Annotated in this window: 24 protein-coding genes; 12 read left to right on the top strand and 12 right to left on the bottom strand. The window is 60.3% G+C overall.

The genetic code is table 11. From position 1 onward, the window contains the following. Positions 1-26 precede the first annotated feature (26 nt). Together nusB and ribH are read right to left on the bottom strand one after the other, a co-directional pair. The gene (gene nusB / locus AB6803_RS13625; RefSeq protein ID WP_371109386.1) at positions 27-509 is read right to left on the bottom strand and encodes a transcription antitermination factor NusB; all 483 of its coding nucleotides are present in this window, start codon (positions 507-509) and stop codon (positions 27-29) included. Between the two features lie 4 nt (positions 510-513). Beyond that, the gene (gene ribH, locus AB6803_RS13620; protein WP_371109385.1) at positions 514-969 is read right to left on the bottom strand and encodes a 6,7-dimethyl-8-ribityllumazine synthase; all 456 of its coding nucleotides are present in this window, start codon (positions 967-969) and stop codon (positions 514-516) included. A gap of 199 nt (positions 970-1,168) precedes the next feature. Between ribH and AB6803_RS13615 the strand changes: the two genes are divergently transcribed. From AB6803_RS13615 to AB6803_RS13605, 3 genes are read left to right on the top strand one after another with little or no spacing between them, the layout of a single operon-like run. Further along, on the top strand, positions 1,169-1,666 hold the full coding sequence (locus AB6803_RS13615; protein ID WP_371109384.1) for a cupin domain-containing protein: 498 nt from the start codon (positions 1,169-1,171) through the stop codon (positions 1,664-1,666). 4 nt (positions 1,667-1,670) lie between these two features. Further along, complete coding sequence (locus AB6803_RS13610; RefSeq protein WP_371109383.1) at positions 1,671-2,243, top strand: GNAT family N-acetyltransferase; 573 nt, start codon at positions 1,671-1,673, stop codon at positions 2,241-2,243. A 33-nt stretch (positions 2,244-2,276) separates the two neighbouring features. Beyond that, positions 2,277-2,756 carry a GNAT family N-acetyltransferase gene (locus AB6803_RS13605; protein WP_371109382.1) on the top strand — a complete coding sequence of 160 codons (480 nt, stop codon included), beginning with the start codon at positions 2,277-2,279 and terminating at the stop codon, positions 2,754-2,756. A 12-nt stretch (positions 2,757-2,768) separates the two neighbouring features. On the opposite strand, the gene AB6803_RS13600 is transcribed toward AB6803_RS13605, so the two are convergent. The 7 genes from AB6803_RS13600 to AB6803_RS13570 form a co-directional block, all read right to left on the bottom strand. Further along, on the bottom strand, positions 2,769-3,389 hold the full coding sequence (locus AB6803_RS13600) for a riboflavin synthase (protein ID WP_371109381.1): 621 nt from the start codon (positions 3,387-3,389) through the stop codon (positions 2,769-2,771). Beyond that, the gene (gene ribD / locus AB6803_RS13595; RefSeq protein ID WP_371109380.1) at positions 3,389-4,498 is read right to left on the bottom strand and encodes a bifunctional diaminohydroxyphosphoribosylaminopyrimidine deaminase/5-amino-6-(5-phosphoribosylamino)uracil reductase RibD; all 1,110 of its coding nucleotides are present in this window, start codon (positions 4,496-4,498) and stop codon (positions 3,389-3,391) included. Before ribD ends, AB6803_RS13600 begins: the two co-directional genes overlap by 1 nt. A gap of 2 nt (positions 4,499-4,500) precedes the next feature. After that, positions 4,501-4,977: a transcriptional regulator NrdR gene (nrdR, locus tag AB6803_RS13590; RefSeq protein WP_007692797.1), complete on the bottom strand. Its 477-nt coding sequence runs from the start codon at positions 4,975-4,977 to the stop codon at positions 4,501-4,503. A 9-nt stretch (positions 4,978-4,986) separates the two neighbouring features. Then, the gene (gene glyA / locus AB6803_RS13585) at positions 4,987-6,285 is read right to left on the bottom strand and encodes a serine hydroxymethyltransferase (RefSeq protein WP_371109379.1); all 1,299 of its coding nucleotides are present in this window, start codon (positions 6,283-6,285) and stop codon (positions 4,987-4,989) included. A 175-nt stretch (positions 6,286-6,460) separates the two neighbouring features. Continuing rightward, complete coding sequence (locus AB6803_RS13580; protein WP_371109378.1) at positions 6,461-7,774, bottom strand: murein L,D-transpeptidase; 1,314 nt, start codon at positions 7,772-7,774, stop codon at positions 6,461-6,463. Positions 7,775-9,174: 1,400 nt separating this feature from the next. Further along, the gene (gene ldtR / locus AB6803_RS13575) at positions 9,175-9,690 is read right to left on the bottom strand and encodes a transcriptional regulator LdtR (protein WP_371109527.1); all 516 of its coding nucleotides are present in this window, start codon (positions 9,688-9,690) and stop codon (positions 9,175-9,177) included. 130 nt (positions 9,691-9,820) lie between these two features. Continuing rightward, entirely contained in the window at positions 9,821-10,258 is a 438-nt protein-coding gene (locus AB6803_RS13570; protein WP_037220664.1) for a DUF6163 family protein, read from the bottom strand. A 145-nt stretch (positions 10,259-10,403) separates the two neighbouring features. On the opposite strand from AB6803_RS13570, the gene hemB reads away from it, so the two are divergent. The 6 genes from hemB to AB6803_RS13540 all read left to right on the top strand — a co-directional run bounded on the left by hemB (position 10,404) and on the right by AB6803_RS13540 (position 14,471). Next, positions 10,404-11,417, top strand: a complete 1,014-nt coding sequence (gene hemB / locus AB6803_RS13565; RefSeq protein WP_371109377.1) for a porphobilinogen synthase — start codon at positions 10,404-10,406, stop codon at positions 11,415-11,417. Positions 11,418-11,494: 77 nt separating this feature from the next. Continuing rightward, a complete protein-coding gene (locus tag AB6803_RS13560) occupies positions 11,495-11,953 on the top strand; it encodes an RDD family protein (protein WP_007691495.1) in 459 nt (152 codons plus the stop codon). Between the two features lie 192 nt (positions 11,954-12,145). Then, positions 12,146-12,922 (top strand): arginyltransferase, encoded by a 777-nt coding sequence (locus AB6803_RS13555; protein WP_371109376.1) that lies wholly within the window; start codon positions 12,146-12,148, stop codon positions 12,920-12,922. Beyond that, positions 12,923-13,801, top strand: a complete 879-nt coding sequence (locus tag AB6803_RS13550; RefSeq protein WP_371109375.1) for a DMT family transporter — start codon at positions 12,923-12,925, stop codon at positions 13,799-13,801. Between the two features lie 59 nt (positions 13,802-13,860). Beyond that, the gene (locus tag AB6803_RS13545; protein ID WP_371109374.1) at positions 13,861-14,082 is read left to right on the top strand and encodes an AbrB/MazE/SpoVT family DNA-binding domain-containing protein; all 222 of its coding nucleotides are present in this window, start codon (positions 13,861-13,863) and stop codon (positions 14,080-14,082) included. After that, positions 14,079-14,471 carry a type II toxin-antitoxin system death-on-curing family toxin gene (locus AB6803_RS13540; RefSeq protein ID WP_371109373.1) on the top strand — a complete coding sequence of 131 codons (393 nt, stop codon included), beginning with the start codon at positions 14,079-14,081 and terminating at the stop codon, positions 14,469-14,471. Before AB6803_RS13545 ends, AB6803_RS13540 begins: the two co-directional genes overlap by 4 nt. Positions 14,472-14,567: 96 nt before the next feature. Here AB6803_RS13540 and parC read toward each other — a convergent pair whose 3' ends face one another. Further along, complete coding sequence (gene parC / locus AB6803_RS13535) at positions 14,568-16,826, bottom strand: DNA topoisomerase IV subunit A (protein WP_371109372.1); 2,259 nt, start codon at positions 16,824-16,826, stop codon at positions 14,568-14,570. Between the two features lie 228 nt (positions 16,827-17,054). Between parC and AB6803_RS13530 the strand changes: the two genes are divergently transcribed. Next, the gene (locus AB6803_RS13530) at positions 17,055-18,242 is read left to right on the top strand and encodes a hypothetical protein (protein WP_371109371.1); all 1,188 of its coding nucleotides are present in this window, start codon (positions 17,055-17,057) and stop codon (positions 18,240-18,242) included. A 64-nt stretch (positions 18,243-18,306) separates the two neighbouring features. Here AB6803_RS13530 and AB6803_RS13525 read toward each other — a convergent pair whose 3' ends face one another. Next, positions 18,307-18,969: a TetR/AcrR family transcriptional regulator gene (locus AB6803_RS13525; protein WP_371109370.1), complete on the bottom strand. Its 663-nt coding sequence runs from the start codon at positions 18,967-18,969 to the stop codon at positions 18,307-18,309. A gap of 66 nt (positions 18,970-19,035) precedes the next feature. On the opposite strand from AB6803_RS13525, the gene AB6803_RS13520 reads away from it, so the two are divergent. Further along, on the top strand, positions 19,036-20,205 hold the full coding sequence (locus AB6803_RS13520) for a serine hydrolase domain-containing protein (protein ID WP_371109369.1): 1,170 nt from the start codon (positions 19,036-19,038) through the stop codon (positions 20,203-20,205). A 74-nt stretch (positions 20,206-20,279) separates the two neighbouring features. On the opposite strand, the gene aspS is transcribed toward AB6803_RS13520, so the two are convergent. Then, the gene (gene aspS / locus AB6803_RS13515; protein WP_371109368.1) at positions 20,280-22,070 is read right to left on the bottom strand and encodes an aspartate--tRNA ligase; all 1,791 of its coding nucleotides are present in this window, start codon (positions 22,068-22,070) and stop codon (positions 20,280-20,282) included. Between the two features lie 268 nt (positions 22,071-22,338). Between aspS and AB6803_RS13510 the strand changes: the two genes are divergently transcribed. Beyond that, entirely contained in the window at positions 22,339-23,730 is a 1,392-nt protein-coding gene (locus AB6803_RS13510) for a multicopper oxidase family protein (protein WP_371109367.1), read from the top strand. The last annotated feature ends 90 nt before the right edge of the window (positions 23,731-23,820 follow it).

Genomic DNA, 23,820 nt, shown 5'->3' with positions numbered 1-23,820 from the left:
GCCATCAACGGCGCCGGCATCGCTGCTTATTTCTTGGCTTCGCCGCGAACTTGCTTGGCGATTCGATCGAGCACGGCGTTGACGAGCTTAGGCTCATCATCATCGAAGAAGGCGTGGGCGATCTCGACATATTCGGTCACGATGACCGCGACCGGGACATCCTTTCGGTCGAGAATCTCGAATGTGCCGGCGCGCAGGATGGCGCGTACGGTACTGTCGAGACGCGACAGCGCCCAATCGTCCTGAAGCGCGGAACCGATTAGCGGATCGAGACGGGTCTGCTCGCGCACGACGCCTGAGACGATGGAGCGAAACCAGGATGCGTCGGCCTTCAGATAGGTGTCGCCATCCAGCTCCTGCCCGAGACGGTGCGCCTCATATTCGGCCACCACCTCCAGCACGCCGGTTCCGCCGATATCCATCTGATAGAGCGCCTGAACGGCGGCAAGGCGGGCTGCCCCGCGCTGGTTCGCGGTCTTTGCCGGTCGCTCGTTATCCTGATTGCCCATGAACTTATGCACCCAACTTTTGTTTCAGCGCGATCATCGTCAGCGCTGCGCGAGCGGCAAAGCCACCCTTGTCTTTGTCCGAACGGCGTGCACGCGCCCAGGCCTGGTCGTCGTTTTCGACGGTCAGGATCCCGTTGCCGATCGCCAGGGATTCGCTGACGGCGAGATCCATGAGAGCGCGCGAGGATTCATTGGCGACGATATCGAAATGATAGGTTTCGCCGCGAATGACCATGCCGAGGGCGACATAGCCCTGATATTCCGTGCCGCCATTGTCGGCGCCGTCGAGCGCCATGGCGATGGCGGCCGGAATCTCCAGCGCGCCGGGCACGGTGACGATGTCATAGGTCGCTCCGGCTTCTGCAAGCGCGGCCTTGGCGCCATCGAGAAGGGCGTCAGCCATATCATCGTAGAAGCGGGCTTCCACGATCAGGATGTGGGCATTGGTAGAGCTGGACATACGTCACCTGCGGAATGAGAGGGCGGGCAGCACCGATAACGGCGGGTCAAACCACGGCGGGCCGCGCTTGGCAAGTGTTTTTCAGCTATCCGCCCCGATTCTGATCGGGATTTGGGGAAGATCGGACTTTGCTGGAAATTGTATCTTCCGCCGCCGCACTCGCTTCGATAATAATTCGCGACCGGCAAGGGAGGCCCTCATGACGAAGAAGACCAGACGCGCCGTCAATATTGGCGAGCTTCAGCTCGACCATTGGCAGCAGGGAGATTTTTTTGCCGGAAGCGACGCCTCTTTCGGCGCGCTGCTCGGCCTCAAGGATCTCGGCATCAGCTACAACGAGGTGCCGCCCGACAAATCAGGCTGTCCGTTTCACAATCATCATGTCGAGGAAGAGCTTTTCGTCATCATCGACGGCGAAGGCGAATATCGTTTCGGGAGCGAGCGTTTTGCCGTTGCCAAAGGCGATGTGCTGGGCGCTCCGGCCGGCGGCCAGGAAACCGCTCATCAGCTTATCAATACCGGTCCGGGCGTGCTGATCTATCTTGCCATCTCGACCAAGGCGCGGACGGAGATCGTCGAATATCCCGATTCCGGCAAGTTCTTGGCAAAGACCAACCGGGCCGATGAGACACGATTCCGCTTTATCGGCCGCGACGGGGCGCCTGTGGATTATTGGGATGGCGAACCGGGAGCGTAACGAGATGAGCATGAATGCAGCAATGCCCGAAAGAAAGGAAATCGCTCCCGCCATGACCACTATCCCGACATTGACGACCGAACGACTGATCCTGCGCGCCCACCGGCTGGAAGAATTTGAGGACTACGCCGACTTCTGGAAGCAGGAGGGCCTGATGCGCTTCGTCGGTGGCGAACCACCGTCACGCGAACAGACATGGGCGCGTTTGTTACGCTATACTGGCATGTGGCATATCCTCGGTTTCGGTTTCTTCGCCATCGAGGAGCGCGAGAGCGGCCATCTGGTCGGCGAAGCCGGCTTCCTGGACTCGCATCGCGATATGAATCCAACGACGGAAGGCACCCTGGAAACCGGTTGGGCCATCTCTCCATCGTTGCACGGCAAGGGCTATGCGACAGAGGCCGTTCGGGCGGCAATCGCATGGGCCGACAGAATCTTTATCGACCGGCGCATGACCTGCATCATCGATCCGGAGAACGAACCTTCGCTAAGGGTCGCGGAAAAGGTCGGCTTCCACCGCATCGGCGAAACTGTCTACAAGAATAGAACACACGTCATGCTCGAGCGCTGGAAATAGATCAGCAGCGACATGTCGAAGGTAATTGTATCCATGCGCTCATCACATCGCATCAGCGTGAGGGACTATCGCTCCGATGACGCCGGCGCCACGATCGACATTTTCCTGAGAGCCATTCGGGAAGTCGCGTCGCGGGATTACAATGCCGCGCAGATCGATGCCTGGGCGAAGGTCGATGATCCCGCGGTCTGGGCGGAGTGGCGCGCCAGCAGGCCAACCTGGATGGCCATTTGCGAGACGCAGCCCGTCGGCTTTAGCGATCTGAAGACGGATGGCTGCCTGGATATGATGTTCGTCCACCCAAACCATCAGGGAAAGGGTGTCGCCAGCTTGCTTTTGAAAACCGTGGAGGCCGCCGCCCGCAACCAGGGGCACCGGCGGATTTTCACTGAGGCCAGCCTCACGGCCAAACCCTTCTTCGAACGAAAAGGGTTTATTGTCCTCGCTGCTCAAACCGTGGAAAAGCGCGGGCAGACCCTTCCAAACTTTCGCATGGAAAAGACGCTCGCCTGAGAGAGTCGAAGGTCAGCCTTCCCGGACGACCGGAAATTCCGCAAGCCGTGCAGCATAGCGGGCCATGGTGTCGACTTCGAAATTGACGAAATCGCCGGCCTTGCGCTCGCCCCAGGTGGTGACCTCCAGCGTGTGGCGGATCAGGAGCACGTCGAAATCGGTGCCGTCGACGGCGTTGACCGTCAGCGATGTGCCGTCGAGGGCGATCGAGCCCTTGGGAGCGACGAATTTCGCGAGATGTACCGGCGCGCGCAGGCGATAGCGGGTGGCGTCGCCCTCTTCCGTCACCGACAGGATTTCGGCCTTGCCGTCCACATGGCCGGAAACGATATGGCCGCCGAGCTCATCGCCGATCTTCAGCGAGCGCTCGAGATTGATGTTGCTGCCGGCCTGCCATTTGCCGATGGTGGTCAGCCGCAGGGCTTCCTCCCAGGCTTCCACTTCGAACCAGCGGCCGTTGCTGCCCGCTTCCGGCAGACCGGTCACCGTCAGGCAAATGCCGGAATGGGAAATCGAGGCGCCCATGTCGATCGTCGCCGGGTCGTAATTGGTGGCGACACGCAGCTTGACGCCTTCCTTCAGCGGAGAGACGGATTCGACCGTGCCGATATCGGTGACAATTCCGGTAAACATCAAAAACCTCTTTCAAATTCGTCGCAGCGATCATCGCCAAACTGGCTCGCGCGGATATGCCTGAAACTGGGTGGGATATTGGTCTTCGTGACTGGCGATTCAATACCGCCCTCGCCGATCGCATCCGGCCCCTGGAAGAGAAGAATGCGGTCGACCAGGTCCGCATCGAGAAAGCGTTGCGCTACCCTTGCGCCACCCTCGACCAGAAGGGAGGAGATGCCGCGCGTGCCGAACGCTTCCAACAACTCGCCCGGTTCGCTGGAATTGGATTGCAGCACCTCGATGCCGGCTGCATCCAGTGCAGTGCGGCGGGCCATGAAGACCTTGTCGGTATTTTCATCGAAGGGTGGCGGATGTCCAGCGACAGCGATCACCGGATATTGCCGCGCCGTCTTCACAAGCTTGCTACCGAGCGGAAGCTGAAGTTGGTCGTCAATGACGATGCGCAGCGGCGTTCGATCTTCCAAGCCCGGCAGGCGGCAGGTCAATTCCGGATCGTCGGCGATGGCCGTGCCGATGCCGACCAGGATGGCGTCGCTTTCGGCGCGCAGGACCTGCACCTGGGCCCGGGCGACATCGCCGGTGATGCGCACCTGCCCCGTGCCCGCCTTACCGATCATCCCATCGGCGGAAACGGCAAGTTTGAGAGTCACATAGGGCCGGTTTCTCGTCTGGCGCATGAGATAACCGGCAAGCGAGCGCCGGCCCTCTTCCTCGAGAATACCGATATCGACCTCGATCCCCGCATCCCGCAGCATTGCGATGCCGCGTCCGGAAACGCGCGGATCGGGATCGGTGACGCTGATGACGACCCGGGCTACGCCATAGGCGATCAGCGCCTCGGAGCAAGGCGGCGTCTTACCGTAGTGAGAACAAGGTTCGAGGGTGACATAGGCCGTGGCCCCCCTCGCCGCCTCGCCGGCGTCGGCCAGGGCCTGCGTCTCGGCATGCGGCCGGCCTCCAACCGCGGTAACGCCACGGCCGATGACGGCACCATCCTTGACGATCACACAGCCGACGGACGGGTTGGTGGAGGTAAGCCCAAGATGCCAGCGCGACAGGCGGATCGCCGCGGCCATGAAACGCTCGTCGTCAGGCCGCGTCGTCATCGTCAGGGGTCCAGCGGATCGCGGGCGATCTTGGCGTTGATCTCGGTGATCACGTTCTCGAAATCCTCCGCATGCGAAAAATCGCGATAGACGGAAGCATAGCGCACGAAGGCGACGTCATCGAGGCTCTTCAGCGCTTCCAGCACCTGCAGGCCGATCTGTTCCGAGCTGATTTCCGTCTCGCCCGAGCTTTCCAGGCGGCGGACGATGCCGGAAACCGCTCGCTCGATACGATCCCGGTCGACCGGGCGCTTGCGCAGCGCGATCTCGAAAGAGCGCACCAGCTTGTCTCGATCGAACAGCACCTTGCGGCCGGTCTTCTTGATAACCATCAGCTCGCGCAACTGCACGCGCTCGAAGGTGGTAAAACGGCCGCCGCAATCAGGACAGATCCGCCGCCGGCGAATGGAGGTATTATCCTCCGCCGGCCGCGAATCCTTGACCTGGGTATCTTCCGAACCGCAATAGGGGCAGCGCATTCGCTCTCCTCAGCCCATGTAGCCGTACATCGGGAAGCGATCGGTGAGCTTGACCACCTTCTCGCGCACGGCAGCCTCGACAGCGGCATTGCCTTCGTCGGAGTTGGCGACCTTCAGGCCATCCAGCACTTCGATTATGAGATTGCCGATCTCGCGGAATTCAGCTTCCTTGAAGCCGCGCGTCGTACCGGCCGGGGTGCCGAGACGGACACCGGAGGTGACGAAGGGCTTTTCGGGATCGAACGGGATGCCGTTCTTGTTGCAGGTGACGTAGGCGCGGCCAAGAGCAGCTTCGGCGCGCTTGCCGGTGGCGTTCTTCTTGCGCAGGTCGACCAGCATCAGGTGGTTGTCCGTACCGCCGGAGACGACATCGACGCCGCCGGAGATCAGCGTTTCGGAGAGCGCCTTGGCGTTCTTGACGATCTGCGCGGCATAGTCCTGGAATTCCGGCTGAAGCGCTTCACCGAGTGCCACGGCCTTGGCGGCGATGACGTGCATCAGCGGGCCGCCCTGGAGACCCGGGAAGACGGCCGAGTTGAACTTCTTCGCCAGATCCTCGTCATTGGTGAGGATCATGCCGCCGCGCGGGCCGCGCAGCGACTTGTGGGTCGTGGTGGTCGCGACGTGGCAATGCGGGAACGGCGACGGATGCTGGCCACCGGCGACGAGGCCGGCGATGTGGGCCATGTCGACCATCAGGTAGGCGCCGACGCTGTCGGCGATCTCGCGGAAGCGCTTCCAGTCCCAGATACGGGAATAGGCGGTGCCGCCGGCGATGATCAGCTTCGGCTTGGTTTCCTCGGCCTTGCGCTGAACCGCTTCCATATCGAGCAGGTTGTCGCCTTCGCGCACGCCGTAGGACACGACGTTGAACCACTTGCCGGACATGTTGACCGGCGAACCATGCGTCAGGTGACCGCCAGAATTAAGGTCGAGACCCATGAAGGTGTCGCCCGGCTGCAGCAGCGCCAGGAACACGGCCTGGTTCATCTGCGAACCGGAGTTCGGCTGGACGTTGGCGAAGTTGACGCCGAACAGCTTCTTGGCGCGCTCGATGGCGAGCTCTTCGGCAATATCGACGAACTGGCAGCCGCCATAGTAGCGCTTGCCCGGATAGCCCTCGGCATATTTGTTCGTCATGATCGAGCCCTGCGCTTCCAGCACGGCGCGGGAAACGATGTTTTCCGAGGCGATCAATTCGATCTCATGCCGCTGGCGACCCAATTCCTTGCCGATTGCGCCAAAGATTTCCGGATCGGTATCGGCGAGCGAGCGATTAAAGAAAGGTTCGGTGGAAGCAGTGGTCATGGTGGAAGCTCCTGAACGGGCCAGATCGGCAATGGGACGGTATTAGCGTCAGGGTCGCCCGAGAGCAATACGATCAGCGACATTTGCTGGGCATTCTACGATGAGCGGCTCCCGCAAACGAAAAAGCCGCATCCGAAGACGCGGCTTTTCAGAAATTTCCTCAAAGCAAGGCCGGTTATTGAACCGGCTGCTCCATGCCCTGGGTCGTGTCGAGCGCGAGCTGGGAATTGCCATCGAGATTATAGATATCGTCACGGAACTGGACGATGCCGTCGGCAGCGCTCCAGGCGGAGATATAGACGAAATAGACCGGCACTTCCGTCGCCAGCTTAATCGGCGTGTTGACGCGCGTGGAGATGACCTGCTCGATGTGCTGACGCGGCCAGCCCGGAGTGTCGGTCAACAGCCAGGTCGCCAGGTCGCGCACGTTCTGAACGCGCACACAGCCCGAGCTGTCGAAACGCATCAGCTTGTTGAACAGGCCCTGTTCGGGCGTGTCGTGCATATATTCGTTGTTGGGATTGTAGAAGTTGATCTTCGTGGACGCCATGGCGTTGGTCTTGCCCGGATCCTGACGGAACATCAGGTTTGGCGCCTTGTCCGAATTCCAGTCGATCGTCTCAGGCGCAACTTCCTGGCCCTTACCGTCAAGAAGGCGGATATTGTTCTTCGTCAGGTAGGTCGGATCCTTCCGCATCAACGGCATGATGTCCTTGATGATGATGGAGCGCGGGGCTGTCCAGTAGGGGTTGAGGATGACCTCGTAGATCTTCGAATTGATGATATGCGTCGGGCGCGACTCGCGGCCGACGATCGCCTCGTGACGCAGCGCCACCTGACCGTCCTCTACGGCTTCGACACGGGTCGCCGGGATGTTGACCATGACGTGACGGCGGCCAAGATCGGCCGGGAACGTCTGGAGGCGAATGAGGTTGGTGTTCAGCTGCTGCAGGCGAACGTTAGCGGGGATGTTCATTGCCTTCAGCGTGAAGTCGCCGAGGACACCATCCGGCGGCAGGCCGTGACGAGCCTGGAAACGCTTCACTGCGCCGTCGACATAGGAGTCGAAGGCTGAGGAAATGCCAGCTTCCCTCGGCAGGTCGCCCGTCACCATCAGATGCTGGCGCAACGCCTGAACGGAACCGTCGGTGACGCCGAGCTGCAATTTCTGATCGCCGGGATTGATCTGCGGCCAGCCGCCATTGGCGGCGATATTCTGATACTGGGCAATCGCCTGCTGGATGTTCGGGACGGAATCAGGCCCGAGGATCGGCGTGTTCGACTGGACGGCGGCAGCCGTGCGTGCCGCGGCCTTTGCGTCGAACTGGTCATCCCAGTTGCCACGGGCGCGGTTGTTGATCAGCGCGTCGAGCGGAGTCTGATCCTGCTGCGCAAGAGCAGGAGCCGCCAGAGCGGCCACGCCAAAAGTTGCCGCAGACCGCAGGAATGAGCGGCGCGAGAAAGGTTCAATTCCGTTTTTCTTCGACATATCCCTACCGTTAAACGCTGCGATCAATTTCATCCGCAGCCAAGAGAGGAAGCAGCAAATACCTCAGCTCGCGCCAAGTCGTGCAGCTCAGTATCAATCCGTTGTCCTAAAGCACCACAAAAACTTCGTCACGGACCGTCACAATATTGCGAGCCCAAAGCGCTAAGGCATGAAAATCATGACTTGAAGCGCCGCTTGCCATCCGTTTCCGCTGTCATAGCAATATGGCCGATTCGTGTCGCCCGGCATGAAACTTGCCTGCGCCTGCCGGATCGGACGAAATGCCATGTTACACTTGCTAAAATATCACTAGATCAGCGCGGTTAATAGCGCCTGTTGATCCGGCGTCAATGGTGTAGAGGTCGTGGACGGCGTTACTCCCGCAAGGTCGCGACGAGACGTGGCAAAAAGCCCACAGAACGGGGCAGATGTCCCTCCCCTCGAACAAACACAGCCGGCTCGTTTTGACTGGGAAGTATCCCGTTCAATCCGTGGGTATTGCTTACAGGCGATACCGGATCTGGCCTTTCTTGGTTCGCCCTCAACAAGCACATCAAGCCTTGAAGTGAGCTATCATTCTGCCGAACGTCGGAAATGTCGTGTTACCTAAGGGACCGTTAGCGATCGAATAGTCGCCTCCGAAATTCTTTCGAAACATCAAGGTTCCGAGCTGACCGGCAATCGTCCCTGCCATATTGCCGGCTGCCGTGGACACTGCCAACGCTCAAAGATTCGCGTCGACTTTCCTTGCACTTTCTGCCAAGGCTTCCTCCAGCGCAGGCTGCAAATAAGACTTGTCATTCACAGTTAGATATTTCTCGGCCAACATCATTTCGCAATCTATGCCCTTCTCCCGTGCAATTGCCGCGGCAGCAGCGATATCAGGATCAAGCTCAACGAGTGTTTTTCACCGTTTAAGGTCGGCTTGCGAAAAGCTTCCGGTTGTCGACATCCCCGCTTCCGGGACAGACGGCTGGGGACGCCTAGCAGGCGATCGGCTACTTACAGCGAGCAAAAGAACTCCAGCAAGTGGAGACAGCGCGCAAATGATGGCCCAAAGATCCGGCTCTTTTCCACGAGCCTTTGCCACATAAGCTCCACCCCAACCACAAATAGCCATGGCGAAGACAACAAAGAAAGAGCTCACGACACCTCCCCCTACAACCGATGCCATACCCCTGAACGATTCCTATCTGTATTGAGGATCAAGGGAACTTCAAGTTTTCGGTTGTATTTGATAGGCGCTCTAAACGACAAAATAGAAAAATTGTGCGTTTGACCAAACAATCTAGCGCGCAAACGGAGCTGACAGCCCCTTGAACGAACACAGCCGGACGCGCAGGGAAACGCATCCGGCTTGTTTTGACTGGAGAGTCTCGCGGTCAATCCGCTGGTATTGCTTACAGGCGATACAGGATCTGGTCGTTCCAGAAGCGGTCGAGGCGCTGCAGGAGCTTGTTCATCTGGGTGAACTCGTCGGTGCCGATGCCGCCGACCTTGTCGATCGAGCCGATATGGCGGTCGTAGAGCTTGGCGACGGTCTCGGCGATATCCTGGCCGCTATCCGTCAGGCTGATGCGAACCGAGCGACGGTCGATGCGCGAACGCTGGTGGTTGATGAAGCCGAGGTCGACCAGCTTCTTGACGTTGTAGGAAACGTTGGAGCCGAGGTAGAAGCCGCGCGAACGCAGCTCGCCGGCGGTCAGCTCGGAATTGCCGATGTTGAAGAGGAGCAGCGCCTGGACGGCGTTGACGTCGTCGCGACCCTGGCGGTCGAACTCATCCTTGATCACATCGAGGAGACGGCGGTGAAGACGCTCCACCAGGTGGAGGGATTCCATGTACAGACCACGGATGTCCTCGACCTGCTGGTCCCGAGCGGTTGCAACTGCCTGCGGCTTGATTTTCGTGTTCATCATGACTTGGCCTCACTGTTTGTTTGGCGGTGTCGTTTTCTTCCCGCCTTGAGTGAGACCCTATCGAATACACATAAAATTCTACTTAAACTGCAAGCTTAACAGCACCTTACCACGACGGGTTAGTGTCTCAGGGTAAATCAACCATTACCTGCTGCTGGCGCCGGCGCTTTTCCAGCCATAGCAAAATGCGGAAAGCGCAGTAGAGAACGGCCACGCAGGCATGCAGGATCACGATCAATAAATTGGAGCCGAAGATCTGTGGCCAGAGCCCGTACATCAGCGCCTGACCGCCCGCGGCCAGCACCCAGATGACCGGCCCCCAGGAGACCGTCAGCCACAGACCGAGCGCCGCGACGGGGAAGACGACGGCCAGGCCGGCGCTCGCCACCTTCCAGGGCAGATTGAGCAGATCGAACCGGGCCTGGCCCGCCAGCGAATAGCCGACCAGCATCGACCAATATTGCAGGCCGAGCCAGAAACAGGCGATGGCGATCAGCCGCAGGAACACGACGAACAGGATGTCGGTCAGCGTGCTCTTGGGTATGGCGGAAGAATCAGGTTCCATGCGCGAACAATACGTAGGAGGCCTCGGGCTCGCCAGAGTTATAATGGCTGCGGCCTTTCGCCTGGTTTTGAATCCTGGGGACAGCGTGATAGGTACGCTGCCTGTATATTAAGGCCATAGATAGACCAAAGAGGACGGCGGGACCATGCAGGACAAGACGCATCTTGTTGACGAGATAACCGGGCATCGGCGGATGCGGCGCAACCGCAAGGCCGACTGGACGCGTCGCCTGGTGCAGGAAAACCGCCTGACTGTCGACGATCTGATCTGGCCGATCTTCATCATCCCCGGCAGCGGCATCGTCGAGCCGATCCCGGCCATGCCCGGCGTCAATCGCATGACGGTCGACAAAGCCGTGGAGGCGGCAAAGGAAGCTGCTGACCTCGGCATCCCCGCGCTTGCCACCTTCCCGAACATCGAAATGGAACTGCGCGACGCGACCGGCTCGAACAGTTTGGAAAAGAACAACCTTATCAATCTCGCCACGGCCGCCATTAAGAAGGCCGTGCCGAATATCGGCGTCATCACCGACGTCGCGCTCGATCCCTTCACCAGCCACGGCCATGACGGCATTCTGCGCGGCAACGACATCGTCAACGACGAGACGGTCGAGCGGGTGATGCGCGCCGCGGTCTACCAGGCCGATGCCGGCGCCGACATCATCGCGCCGTCGGAAATGATGGACGGGCGCATCGGCGCCATTCGCCAGGCGCTGGACGCCGCCGGCCACCAAGGTGTCGGCATTATGAGCTACGCCACCAAGTTCAGCTCGGCCTTCTATGGCCCCTATCGCGAGGCCATCTCGACCGGCGGCTTGCTGAAGGGCGACAAGAAGACCTATTATATAGACCCCGCCAACGGCACCGAGGCCGTGCGCGACGCCGCCCTCGATGTCGAGGAAGGTGCCGACATGCTGATGGTCAAGCCCGGCCTGCCCTATATCGACATCTGCTGGCGGCTGAAGGAGGCATTCGGCCTCCCGACCTTCGCCTACCAGGTCTCCGGCGAGTATTCGATGATCAAGGCCGCCGCCGCCAACGGCTGGATCGACGGCGAGCGGGTGATGCTGGAAACGCTGCTCGCCTTCAAGCGCGCCGGCTGCGACGGCATCCTCACCTATTTCGCCATGGACGTGGCGAAGCTTCTGGCAAAGAGGTAATTGCTCACCACAGACTTATTGCATTTGCCTAACCTCACACCATATGTTCCGCGAATGTTTCTCTAAGGAAGAAGACAATGAGCTCTAATCCCAGCCCGCTTTATGCAGCACCGGACGACTGGCGCGCCTATAGTGGCGTGCTGAGCCGGCGCATCTTCGCGTTCATCATCGACTATGTCATCGTCGCCCTGCTCTGCATTCCGGCAGCGGTCGTTTTGTTTTTCGTATCGGTCCTGACGCTTGGACTCGGCTTCTTCCTCTACCCCGTCCTCTTCATCCTCGTGGCCGGCCTTTATTTCGGCTGGACGCTCGGTGGACCGCACCAGGCCTCGCTCGGCATGCGCGCCGTTGGCATCGCCATGGTGCGGGTCGATGGCCGGCGGATGGATTTTCTGACCGCCATCGTGCATCTGGCCCTGTTCTGGATTCTCAACTCCGTCCTGACGCCGCTCATCCTGCTGGCGGGTCTGTTCATCGAACGCAGCCGCCTGATTCATGACCTGTTGCTCGGCACGGTTATCGTCAAAACCGCCTAGAACAGGACGATATCCACCTCAAACCTCCTCGCGGCCCGGTTATCCGGGCCGTTTATTGCGCATTGAAAGGCATTTTGCATCAAAACAAGGCAGGAAACTGTGATCTCATATGAAGGACATGGTTGACGTTTTCCAAACTTGGGCCATGCTTGTGCGATGTCGAATGCCGGATGAAAGGTCAACCAGCGGCAGATGAATACGCAGTCGACGCCATCTCCGCAGTTTTATCTGACGGCACCGGCAGCCTGCCCGTACCTGCCGCGGGAGATGGAGCGCAAGGTCTTCACCCATCTCGTCGGCCCGCGCGCGGCGGAGATGAACGATATCCTGACCCAGGGCGGTTTCCGCCGCTCGCAGAATATCGCCTACCGCCCCGCCTGCGAAGCCTGCCGCGCCTGCATCTCCGTCCGCATTCTCGCCCAGGAGTTCGAGCCCAGCCGCTCGATGAAGCGCGTACAGTCGACGAACAGCGATATCATCGCCACCGAATTCCCGGCACAGCCGTCCAGCGAGCAATATTCCCTCTTCCGCCGCTATCTCGATTATCGCCATCAACAGGGCGGCATGTCCGACATGACCGTGCTCGATTATGCGATCATGGTCGAGGACACCCACGTCAACACCCGCATCATCGAATATCGCCGGCGCGAGGAAGGTTCGGGACTGGAGCAGAGGCCGAAGGGCGAGCTGCTGGCAGCCGCCTTGACCGACGTGATGAGCGACGGGCTGTCGATGGTCTATTCCTATTTCAATCCCGATCTCCAGGACCGCTCGCTCGGCACCTTCATGATCCTCGATCATATCAGGCGGACCAAGGCGCTCGGCCTGCCGCACGTCTATCTCGGCTATTGGGTCAAGGGCTCGCGCAAGATGGACTATAAGACCCGGTTCCAGCCGCAGGAGCATCTGACACCACGCGGATGGGAGCGCTTCGATCCCGCCAATGCCGGCGAAGATCACTCCCGCTGAATGGCCTCTCATCTCTCCGATCACAGGAAAGGCCTGCTGCTGAGCACGATCGGCGGTCTGGCTCTATCGATGGATATCCCGCTGATCCGGCTTTCGAGCGGTGATGCCTGGTCCGTGCTGTCGGCGCGCAGCGTTGCGACCGTCATCGTGTCGCTTCTCGCCCTTGTCGTCATCCGCCGCCTCACCGGCTCGCTCCGAGGTGTGCTGCCGGGCTGGGCCGGACTTCCCGTCGGCATCCTCTACGGCGTCACGACCATCGCCTTTGTGCTTGCCATTTACTACACGACGGCGGCGAATGTCGTGTTCATCATCGCCCTCAATCCGATGTTCGCCGCGCTCCTCTCCTGGATCTTCCTCAAAGAACGCCCGGCCCTTTCCACCATCGTCACCATGATCGCCATGATCTTCGGCGTCGGCCTGATCGTGCGGGATGGCATGGAGAGCGGCCATTTCCTCGGCGACGCGCTCTCGGTTTTCGCGTCCTTCGCCATCGCCTGCGCCATTACCATTGGCCGCGCCTCGCGCCGGGACATGGGCTTTGCCTCGCTGCTTTCGGCCGTCATTCCCGCCGCGGTCGGCCTCTACCACGTCGTTCCTGCAAGTCTCACGATCGATCATCCCGGCTGGATCCTGCTCGACGGCGCAATCCTGATGCCTCTCTCCTTCTGGTGCCTCGCCACCGGCACGCGCTTCCTCTCGGCGCCGGAAGTGGCGATGTTCTACCTGCTGGAAACGATCCTCGCGCCGATCTGGGTCTGGCTGATCTTCGCCGAAGCGCCGAGCAACATGACGCTCGCGGGTGGATTGGTGCTGATCCTGGCGCTGGCAGCGCATTCGCTATGGCAGGCGCGCGTCAAGGCAAGAGCGGTGGCGGGGTAAAAGTTGCGTAACACGCAACTCGATGTTATAACGTTGTTACTACATCGGGAGCATTATGCATGAACATCGTCATCCGCAAGATCGGCAATTCCGAAGGTGTGATCATTCCGAGGGAAGTTCTTCAAAGACTCGGCTTGAAAAGCGGCGATGCTCTGGAAATACGTGAAGTGAATGGCACTATCGAACTGGTTCCAGAGCGCGCTGACCTTGCCGAACAATTGCGGGCAGCAAGGCTGGGGATGCAGAAATATCGTGCAGCCCTGCGTGAGCTCGCAAAGTGACGGGATACAAATGGCTGACGCGCGAAGCCATCGAGATCATGCATCACGAGCAGATCGCGGAGCATGGCGGATTAGCGGGTCTCAAAGATGAAAACGCGCTGGAAGCAGCTATCGCACGTCCACTAAACAAAGCCGCATATGGCGAAAACGATCTATTCGCTCTTGCCGCGGCCAATCTCTATGGCCTCGTTCGGAACCATCCTTTTTCAGACGGAAATAAAAGAACGGGCTATCTGGCCGCCTTTACGTTTCTCTACATCAACGGCTATCTGATCGACACGGACGATGGAATGATCGTCGCCTTCGTATTGGGCGTCGCAGCCGGAGAAATCGATGAAACGGGCGCGACACAATTCCTCAGAGATTTCTCCGTCTCTCTAAGCAAGTGACGGCATCCGCACACCAGTCAGCCCCTCCCCAGCTTCAACGCATCAGTCGCCTGAAACGCCCCAACAGGGCGTTTCATCAACTATTCCGACCGTTCCTCACCCCGAAAACCTGCCGGTTCTCGGGAAGCCCTTCGGCACCGCGCGGCCGGCGGCAGAACGATCGCCCAGCCATTCGGCCAGCTCGTCCTTCGTCTTGGTGAAGGTGCGGCCGGCGCTGTCTTCCCAGGTCAGGCCATCAGCGATGGCGAAGCACTTGATATCGGAGACACCGCCGTCCTTGTAGCGCTGCAGACGTACGCCCTTGCCGCGCGACATTTCCGGAACCTGTGACAACGGGAAAACCACCAGCTTGCGGTTCTCGCCGACGACGGCGACATGATCGCCGGAGACGGGCACGAGCAGCTTCGTCTCGTCCGGGGTCGTGAGGTTCATGATCTGCTTGCCCTTGCGGGTATTGGCGACCAGCTCCGTTTCCGCCACGACAAAACCGTTGCCGGCGGTCGACGCGACGAGCTGCTTGCGCTGCGGATCGTGGACGAAGGCGGTCAGCACGTCCTGATCGTTCTCCATGTCGACCATGATGCGCAGCGGCTCGCCATGACCGCGCCCGCCGGGCAGCTTGTCGCCGCCGAGCGTATAGGCCTTGCCGCCGGTGGTGACGATCAGGATCTTGTCCGTCGTCTGCGCCGGGAAGGCCACCTTCAGCGCGTCGCCTTCCTTGAAAGTGAGCGTCGCGGTGTCGGAGATGTGACCCTTCAACGCGCGAATCCAGCCCTTTTCCGACACGACGACGGTGATCGGTTCCTTCTCGATCATCGCCTGCTGGATCGCCGCGTCGTCAGCCTCAGGGGCCTCGGCGAATTGCGTGCGGCGGCGGCCGATCTCGGTCGCCTTGGCGAATTTCTTCTTCACCTCGCCGATTTCCCAGGCAACCGTCTGCCACTGCTTTTCGTCGGAGGCGAGCAATGCCTCGATATCGGTCTTTTCCTTGCTGAGGCCATCGAACTCCTTGCGGATTTCGAATTCCTCAAGCTTGCGCAAGGAGCGCAGCCGCATGTTGAGGATCGCTTCGACCTGATTATCCGTGAGTCCGAACCGCTCCATCATCACAGGCTTTGGCTCATCCTCCTCGCGGATGATGGCGATGACCTCGTCGATGTTGAGATAGGCGATCAGGAAGCCGCCGAGGATTTCCAGGCGTTTCTCGATGGCCGCGAGCCGGAAGCGCGAACGGCGCTGCAGGACTTCGCGGCGATGGTCGAGCCACTCCTTCAGCACCTCGTTCAGTGCCATCACCTTCGGGATGCGGCCCATGGACAGAACGTTCATGTTGAGCGGGAAACGGCTTTCCAGCTCCGACAGCTTGAACATCGATTCCATCAGGATCGTTGCATCGACGGTGCGACTCTTCGGGATCAGGACGACGCGGATATCCTCGGCGGATTCATCACGAATATCCTCGAGCAGCGGCAGCTTGCGTGCCAGCAGCAGCTCGGCGATCTTCTCGATCAGCCGCGATTTCTGCACCTGGAACGGGATTTCCGTGATGACGATCTGGTAGCCACCGCGGCCGAGATCCTCGATCTCCCATTTGGCACGGACGCGAAATCCGCCACGGCCGGTCTTGTAGGCGTCGATGATGCTCCGGCGATCGTCGATAATGATGCCGCCGGTCGGAAAGTCCGGGCCGGGAATATAGAGCTCCACCAGCGTCTCGACGGTGGCATCGCGATCCTTGATCAGATGCAGTGCCGCGTCGCAGAGTTCGTGGGCGTTATGCGACGGGATCGAGGTCGCCATGCCCACGGCAATGCCAGAGGAACCGTTGGCGAGCAGGTTCGGGAAGGCGCCGGGCAGGACGATCGGTTCGGAATTCGACTCGTCATAGGTATCGCGGAAATCTACGGCATCCTGGTCGATGCCTTCGAGCAGCAGCTCGGAAACCGCCGTCATCTTGGATTCGGTATAACGCATCGCGGCCGGGCTATCGCCGTCGATATTGCCGAAATTGCCCTGGCCGTTGACCAGCGTGTAGCGCTGCGAGAAATCCTGCGCCAGACGGGCCAGCGCGTCGTAGATCGATTGGTCGCCGTGCGGGTGATAGTTACCCATCACCTCGCCGACGATCTTGGCGCATTTGCGGAAGGCGGCATTGGGGCGCAGGCCCATCTCGCTCATTGCGTAGACAATGCGGCGATGAACCGGCTTCAGGCCGTCACGAACATCCGGAAGAGCGCGATGCATGATCGTCGACAAGGCATAGGACAGATAGCGCTCTTCGAGCGCGGCCTTCAGGTCGACCGGAACGATGCTGTCGTCGTCGCCGCCACCGGGCGGTACAAGATTTTTTCCCATGGCCCTTGACTAGCGGAGAAGCCGATTCCCGGCAAGAAATCAGTGGAAAGCACTTGTGGATGACGCCTCAGTTCAAGCACAATCTGGCGTAAGGTTGCACACAACTCCCATGCCCGCGCTCGTAGCCGCCATTGTCATTGGAATTTCAGGCAAAGGTGAATATATATCGCCGCGGTACACGCAAAATCTGTATGCCCGCCGACAACAACTCAACGAGGAAACGCCACCATGACTTTCTATCGGACAACACGGCTGATGCTGTCCAGTGCCGCCATCCTGTCTTTTGCCAGCTCTGCTTTCGCACTCGACGGTAACGACCTGCTGAAGAAGATCAACAACATCTACTCCGCGCAAGGGGCGTCCCTCGCCGCCGACAGCGTGGATGTCAGCGGCACGACGGTGACGTTCAAGGGGTCAAGCTTCAAGGCGGCCGGCAGCCCGGACGGCGTCAAACTCGGTGACATCACGATGACGGGTGTCGGCGAAGCCGGCGGCGGCTATACGATCGATGAGGTCAGTTTCCCCGATGTCGCCGCGACCAAGGATGGCCTCACCATCAACGCCGCGGGCCTGAAGATGGACGGCGTCGAAGTTCCGGCAGATGCGGACAAAAGCGATCTTGGCTCGATGTTCTTCTACAAGAGCGCCCATGCCGGCGCGGTTTCCGTGACCAAGGACGGCACGAAGGTATTTGCAATTTCCAACGCCGATGCCTCGATGACCAAGCGTCCGGACAATTCCGGCCTTGACTTCGATGCCAAGGTAAACGGCGTCGCCGTCGACCTTAGCGCGGTCAACGATCCGCAAAGCAAACTGGCTATCGAACAGCTCAACCTGAAACAGCTGGATGGCGTCATCGCCATGAAGGGCGGTTGGGAGCTTGCTCCGGGCAAGATCGACATCACCGAATACTCCTTCGATTTCAAGGATATCGGCAAGCTGAACATCGCGCTCAGCCTTTCCGGCTATACGCCTGCCTTTGCCAAGTCGCTGCAGGAAGCGTTGAAGACCGTGCGCTCCAACCCGAACCAGCAGGACGCGCAGCAGTCCGCCGGCCTCGCTATGCTCGGCCTCTTGCAGCAGCTGACTTTCAACAGCGCTCAGATCCGCTTCGACGACGCGTCGATTACTTCGCGCGCGCTCGAATTTGCCGGCAAGCAGCAAGGCGTTACCGGCAAGCAGCTGGCTGACACGCTGAAGGCAATGACGCCGATCATGATGGCTCAGCTCAACATTCCCGAACTGCAGAACGCCGTCTCCACCGCCGTCAGCGCCTATCTCGACAATCCGAAGAGCCTGACCATCAATGCGTCCCCGGACAAGCCGGTGCCGCTGCCGATGATCATCGGTGCCGCCATGGGCGCTCCGAATTCGATCCCGAACGTTATCGGCCTCAAGGTTTCGTCGAACGATTGATCGGACCCTCGATCCCGACACATAAAGAACCCGGCAATTTCGATTGCCGGGTTCTTTCATAAGTTCAGTTGGCGGCAGCCGGTCCAAGCCGATATTGCATCAGCTCGCTTCGGGCATGGGCGACGATCTCGAGCAGCTCCTTCCTGGTCGCACCGTCCCGTGCCTGAACGGACATGCCCTGCACGATCGCTCCGAGAAAGCGGGCCAGTGACCGCGCATTCGCATCCGGCCGCATGTCCCCCTCCGCGATGCCACGCTCGACCCTTGCCGCAAACAGATCCAGCGTCTGCAGGCGCATGGAAGCAACATGATGGGCCACCGGTTCGTTCTCTTCCGCGCAATTCAGCACGGCCGTTGATATCATGCAGCCCTTGGGATGTTCCGGCGCGGTGAATATCCCGGCAGCATTCCGGAGAAAGCGATCGAACGCGGTGACGGTGTCCACCGCTTCCTGCAAAGGATTGCCCGGCTCCGGTCGCGGCATGCGTCGATATTGCTCCAGCGCCTCGCGGTAGAGATCGGCTTTTGAACTGAACGCGGCATAAAGGCTCTGCGGCGTGATCCCCATGGCGGCGGTCAGATCCGCAATGGACGAGCCGTCATAACCATGCTTCCAGAAGGTATCACGCGCGGCCGCAAGAACCGTCTCACGATCGAAAGCCGGCGGACGGCCACGCTTTCGCTGGGAGGATTTTTTCGTGTCTTCGCTATTTTTCACAATGGTCACTCTAGAAATATCTCGCAACTTGGTTTATTCAGGAGCGGTCATTGTGATTATAGAAGGTTTCTCACCATGAGTCTTCCCCTTGAAAACGCCTCTCGGCCATCCCTCGGCTCCATAGCCGAGGGCGTCGATGCCGCAATCGATGCTGCCCTGACGGATAAGAGACTGGTCGGAGCCGTGGTTCTGATCTCGCGGAATGGCGAGCAGATCTATCGACGCGCCGCCGGCCTGGCGGATCGCGAGAACGGCGTGGCCATGAGGGAGGAAACCATCTTCCGCCTCGCCTCCGTCACTAAGCCGATCGTCGCCATCGCCGCCATGCGGCTTGTCGAACAGGGCCGGATAGGCCTGGACGATCCCATAACGAAATGGCTGCCGGATTTCCGGCCACGCCTGCCGGATGGAACCGAAGCGGTCATTCGCATCCACCACCTGCTGACGCATACGTCCGGACTGGGCTACACATTCGCCGAGGAAGAAGGCGGCCCCTATCACCGCGCCGGCGTGTCCGATGGGCTCGGTGAACCAGGTCTCGCGCTTGCCGAAAACCTGAGGCGTCTCGCAAGCGCACCGCTGCGCTTCGCCCCCGGAGACGGCTGGCAATATTCGCTGGCGATGGATGTGCTCGGCGGCATCATTGAAAAGGAAACCGGCGGCAGCCTCGACAAGGCTGTTGCAGAGCTGGTGACTGGGCCGCTTGGTCTTGTCGATACCGCCTTTTCCGTGCATGACCCGAGCCGCCTCGCCGCTCCCTATATGAACGGTTCGCCCGAACCACAGCGGATGGGAGACGAGGCCGTGGCGCCCATACTCGACGGCTTCATTCGGTTCGCACCGGACCGGATATTCGACCCGGCGTCCTACCATTCGGGCGGCGCCGGCATGGCCGGAACGGCGGACGATGTACTCGCCATCCTGGAGACCGTGCGCAAGGGCGGCGCGCCACTCTTGTCCGGCAAGACGGTCAAAGCCATGATGGCGGATCAGGCGGGCGGGCATATGCAACCGCTAATGCCGGGCGTCGGCTTTGGTTACGGCTGGTCCGTGGTCACTGACCCTACCGCTGCGAATATTCCGTTCTCCGTCGGAACTGTGAAGTGGGGCGGCGTCTATGGCCATCACTGGTTCGTCGATCCGCAGAAGGGACTGACCGTCGTAGCACTCACCAACACCGCACTCGAAGGCATGTGGGGACAATTCACCGTCGACCTCGATAATGCGGTCTATGCAGGGCTCTAAGGCTCTTCCGAGATCAATAAAAAACCCGGCGATTTCGATCGCCGGGTTTTGCATTTTTAGAAGCCCGAAAGAGCTCAGTCCTTCTTGACCGGCGGAACCGGGCGGATCGCCAGTTCGCGCAGCTGCGTCGGTGTTGCCACCGAAGGAGCACCCATCAGAAGATCCTGTGCCTGCTGGTTCATGGGGAACAGCGAGATCTCGCGCAGGTTCTTGGCTCCGACCAGCAGCATGACGATGCGGTCGATACCGAAGGCGGCGCCGCCATGCGGAGGCGCGCCGTACTGGAAGGCGCGGTAGAGACCGCCGAAGCGTTCCTCGACGTCCGCCTGGCTGAGACCGACCTTTTCGAAGGCGGCGACCATGGTTTCCGGCGACTGGTTACGGATCGAGCCCGAGGCGATTTCGAAGCCGTTGCAGACGGCGTCGTACTGGTAGGCCTTGATCGTCAGCGGATCCTGGTTCTGCAGCGCTTCAAGGCCGCCCTGCGGCATCGAGAACGGATTGTGGGCGAAGTCGACCTTCTTTTCTTCCTCGCTCCATTCGAAGAACGGGAAGTCGACGATCCAGCACAGCTCGAAGCGATCGCGATCGATCAGGTTCAGTTCGTCGCCAGCGCGGGTGCGCGCTTCGCCGGCAAACTTGTAAAACTTGGCGGGATCGCCAGCCACGAAGAAGCAGGCGTCGCCATCATCGAGGCCGAGCTGCGTGCGGATCGCGTCGGTGCGTTCCTCGCCGATGTTCTTGGCAAGCGGGCCGGCGCCCTCGAGCTTTTCACCTTCCTTGCGCCAGAAGATGTAGCCGAGACCCGGCTGGCCCTGGCTCTGTGCCCAGGCATTCATGCGATCGCAGAATGCGCGCGAGCCGCCGGTCTTGGCTGGGATCGCCCAGACTTCAACCTTCGGGTTGGACGCAATCATGTTAGCGAAGACCTTGAAGCCGGAGCCGGCGAAATGCTCGGTCACGGCTTCCATGACGATCGGGTTACGCAGGTCCGGCTTGTCCGAGCCATACTTGCGGATCGCGACATCATAGGGAATGCGCGGCCATTCCTTGGTGACGGGCTTGCCCTCGGCGAACTCCTCGAAGATGCTGGTCATCAGCGGTGCCATCGTGTTCCAGACGTCTTCCTGGGTCACGAAGCTCATTTCGAGGTCGAGCTGGTAGAATTCGCCTGGCAGACGGTCGGCACGCGGGTCTTCGTCGCGGAAGCACGGCGCGATCTGGAAATAACGGTCGAAACCGGCGACCATCAGCAGCTGCTTGTACTGCTGCGGCGCCTGCGGCAGCGCATAGAAGGTGCCGGGATGGATACGGCTCGGCACGAGGAAGTCGCGTGCGCCTTCTGGCGACGAAGCCGTCAGGATCGGCGTCGTGTATTCCGTAAAGCCGACTTCGCCCATGTGGCGGCGCATCGAGGAGATCACCTGCGTGCGCTTGACGATGTTCTTGTGCAGCGTGTCGCGACGCAGATCGAGAAAGCGATACTTGAGACGCACATCTTCCGGATAGTCCGGCTCGCCGAAAACAGGCAGCGGCAATTCCTTGGCGGCGGAGAGCACTTCGATCTCCTGCGCGTAAAGCTCGATCTCACCGGTCGGCATGGTCTTGTTGACGGTATCTTCCGTACGGGCCTTCACCAGGCCGTCGATGCGGATGACCCATTCGCCGCGCACGGTCTCGGCCAGCTTGAAGGCCGGAGAATCGGGGTCGGCGACGACCTGGGTGATGCCGTAGTGATCGCGCAGGTCGATGAACAGCACGCCGCCATGATCTCGGACGCGATGAACCCAGCCGGAGATGCGGACAGTCGAACCGACGTCGGACTTGCGCAGGGCGGCGCATGTGTGGCTGCGATAGCGATGCATAGTATATATCCTGGACTTGGCGGTCGGCGGCGAATATGGACAAAAGCCCCTCGCCTGCCGACGAGAAAATCGGGCGGAAAAGCGCATGGTGCGCCTGATTTGTCAAGGCTCGAAGCACCGCAGGGCAGGTTTAATACTGCTTTCGTGACGTTCCAACCACCTCCACCCCCAGTAGCCGATGCGGCGGTTTGGCTACCCCAGTGCTATTGCTGAACGCTGCGCTCAACTTTAAACAGATGAGCATAGTCCCGCGTCCCCGGAGCCCCGCATGCCCATTCTCACCCGCCGCAATCTCCTGAAAGCCTCCGCTGTCGCCGGTGCCTATGGTGTCGGGCTCGGCATCGCCGGCAAGTTCGGCGGCAGGGCGCTGGCGGCGGAGCCGCAGGTGTTGAAGACCGTGAAGACCCAGGCCAGCCTGGCGGATAGCGGCCTAACCAGGGATGTGTTGACCTATGGCGACGCAGGCCAGCCGCCGGTCGTCCGCATGAGGAAGGGAGAGCCCTTCGCCGCGCGGCTGATCAACGGCATCGACGACCCCACGACGATCCACTGGCATGGCATCCGGCTGCCCAACAAGATGGATGGCGTGCCGTTCCTGACGCAGCCCTATGTCTATACCGGCGACCACTTCGACTACGCCTTCACGCCCCCGGATGCCGGCACCTTCTGGTATCATCCGCATTGCAACACGCTGATCCAGATGGGCCACGGCATGACCGGTGTCATCGTCGTGGAGAATCCAAAGGATCCTACATTCGATTCGGAAGTGGTGCTCAATCTGCGCGACTGGCGGCTCGCTGGCGACGGTCAGTTCATCGCCCAGTTCCGCCCACGCGATGCCGCCAAATCCGGCACCTATGGGACGGTGCGGACTGCCAACTGGCAGCAGCAGCCGCAATATGATGCGCCCTCTGGCGGGCTGGTGCGCCTGCGGCTTGCCATTACCGATGTCACGCGCATCTATTCCTTCCGGATGGATGGAGCCCAGGCGACGGTGATCGCCATCGACGGCAATCCGGTGCCTGCGCGTTTTCCGCTGGATCTATTGCAACTCGGCCCCGGCCAGCGCCTGGAACTGGCCGTGCGGATGCCGGACGAGGAAGGCGCGATCGTCAAGCTGGAGGATATTCGCGGCACCGATCCGAAAGTCTTGGCGACATTGCGCTCGGTCGGCAGCTCGCTGAAGCGCGACGTTCGCGATCTCGCGCCTCTGGAGGACAATCCCGTCGCAAAGGCTGATCTCGGCGCCGCCCAGCACATCCCGCTCATCCTCAGCGCCACGGCGGAGGATACATCCACCGACAGCATCTGCGGTTCGCTCGGCTACAGTTTCTGGGCGATCAACAAGGTGCCGTGGCCGGGCGATACGCCCGATCCGACATCGCCGCTCGCCGAACTGAAGCTCGGCAAAAGCTATGTCCTCGACATGGAAAACGTGACGCCGCATGCCCATCCGATCCATCTGCATGGGATGAGCTTCACCGTGCTCTCCTCCTCGACCCGGCAGGCGCAGCCCTTCGTGTCCGACACCTACCTGATCCAGCCGGACGAAAAGGTGCAACTCGGCTTCGTTGCCGACAATCCCGGTGACTGGCTGCTGCATTGCCACATCATCGAGCATCAGAAGACGGGAATGACCAGTTATATGCGCGTCGCCTAGAGCAGTGGCCTTTTTGACGAATTTCCGGAAAAGCGGAATGCTGTGAGATACTTCGTCTCTCCACGTATTGACATATCCGGCCGAAAGGAG

This window comes from Rhizobium sp. RCC_161_2 (assembly GCF_041355235.1).
In the GTDB taxonomy this organism is placed as follows: Bacteria; Pseudomonadota; Alphaproteobacteria; order Rhizobiales; family Rhizobiaceae; genus Rhizobium.
This window is presented reverse-complemented; position numbering and strand designations above follow the sequence as displayed.